At 41.1% G+C, this 1949-nt stretch carries 2 protein-coding genes; both read left to right on the top strand.

The genetic code is table 11. From position 1 onward, the window contains the following. The coding region (locus tag ADH54_RS00730) for an LPXTG cell wall anchor domain-containing protein (RefSeq protein ID WP_049523452.1) at positions 1–416 on the top strand (416 nt) is incomplete at its 5' end. A gap of 167 nt (positions 417–583) precedes the next feature. Beyond that, positions 584–1861, top strand: coding sequence for an ABC transporter permease (locus ADH54_RS00725; protein WP_049523451.1), 1278 nt, complete (start codon positions 584–586; stop codon positions 1859–1861). The last annotated feature ends 88 nt before the right edge of the window (positions 1862–1949 follow it).

The following is a 1949-nucleotide window of genomic DNA, read 5'->3' as shown; positions in this document are numbered from 1 at the left end:
TTGTCTACAGCAAAGAAGGCGATGATGTCGTTAAGACAACAACAACTCACACTGTAGATCCAGTAACCGGCGAAGTAACAGCAACGCCAACAAAAGAAGTAGTACAAGCTGGTAATAATGGTGCTAACCCTAATAGCGGCAGCAACACTAACAACGGCGATACTACCACCCCTGCTGAGGTGCCAACTACTCAACCGGCTGAACAACCAAGTCAAACAGTTGAAGTACCGAGTCAATTGGCTGATAAGGTAGAAACAGTTGATGCTCAGGTAGCCCCTTCTCAAAATCAAGCAGTATTGCCAAATACTGGTACGAAAGCAGATCGTGCTACAGGTGCATTAGGAGCTCTCTCTCTTCTTGGAGCATTTGGCTTGCTATTTGCTAAAAAGAAGAAAGACAATGAAGAGGAAGCTTAAATAGATGATCTCATCTGATCATTGCTAGCTTTCCCTACATGAAGTCTTTGTAAATCAAAAAGAACTAGAACAATCACTCATTTGTGAGAACTCTAGTTCTTTTTTCGTATTTCATAAATATTTCATATTTGGGTTTTATAATAGTCTTACAAATATGGAGGTGACAAATGAATCCAATCCAAAGAGCTTGGGCTTATGTCAGCAGAAAACGACTGAGAAGTTTTATTTTATTTCTGATTTTATTGGTCCTATTGGCTGGAATTTCAGCCTGTTTGACTCTGATGAAGTCCAACAAAACAGTGGAAACCAATCTTTACAAATCACTCAACACATCTTTTTCTATTAAGAAGACAGAGAACGGTCAGACTTTCAAGTTGTCAGACCTAGCATCTGTAAGCAAGATTAAGGGACTGGAAAATGTTTCTCCTGAACTCGAGACGGTTGCAAAACTAAAAGACAAGGAAGCAGTGAGTGGCGAGCAGAGCGTTGAACGTGATGATTTGTCAGCTACGGACAAGAACCTGGTTAGCTTAACGGCTCTGGATGATTCATCCAAGGATGTGACCTTTACCAGCTCGGCTTTCAATCTAAAAGAAGGGCGACATCTTCAAAAAGGGGATTCAAAGAAAATCATCATCCACGAAGAGTTGGCTAAGAAGAACGGTCTTTCGCTTCATGACAAGATTACCTTAGATGCTGGTCAGTCAGAAGCTGGCAAAGGGCAAACAGTGGAGTTTGAGATTGTCGGCATCTTTTCTGGTAAAAAACAAGAGAAATTTACAGGCTTGTCTTCTGACTTCAGTGAAAACCAAGTCTTTACAGACTATGAAAGTAGCCAAACTCTTTTAGGAAATAGTGAACCTCAAGTCAGTGCAGCCCGCTTCTATGTAGAAAATCCTAAGGAAATGGACGGACTCATGGAGCAGGTGGAAAACTTGTCCTTGGAAAATCAAGGCTATCAAGTCGAGAAGGAAAACAAGGCCTTTGAACAAATCAAGGACTCAGTTGCCACCTTCCAAACCTTTCTGACTATCTTCCTTTATGGGATGTTGATAGCAGGAGCAGGGGCCCTAATTCTGGTTTTGTCTCTCTGGTTGAGAGAAAGGGTCTACGAAGTGGGAATTTTACTGGCACTTGGCAAAGGCAAAAGCTCGATCTTCCTACAATTCTGTTTAGAGGTAGTTTTGGTATCTCTCGGTGCTTTGCTTCCATCCTTTATCGCTGGAAATGCCATTACATCCTATCTGCTCCAAACTGTCCTAGCAAGTGGAGATCAGGCAAGCTTACAAGACACGCTAGCTAAAGCAAGCAGTCTATCAACTAATATCCTATCATTTGCAGAATCCTATGTCTTTCTGTTGTTGATTAGTTGCTTATCAGTAGCTCTTTGTTTCCTATTCTTATTTAGAAAATCGCCTAAAGAAATTTTATCATCTATTAGTTAATACTCTTCGAAAATCTCTTCAAACTACGTCAGCTTCCATCTGCAACCTCAAAACAGTGTTTTGAGCAACCTGCGGCTAGCTTCCTAGT

This window comes from Streptococcus pseudopneumoniae, from assembly GCF_001072315.1.
Lineage (GTDB): Bacteria > Bacillota > Bacilli > Lactobacillales > Streptococcaceae > Streptococcus > Streptococcus pseudopneumoniae_R.
The sequence above is the reverse complement of the archived record's forward strand: the minus strand, read 5'-3'. Positions and strand labels throughout refer to the sequence as shown.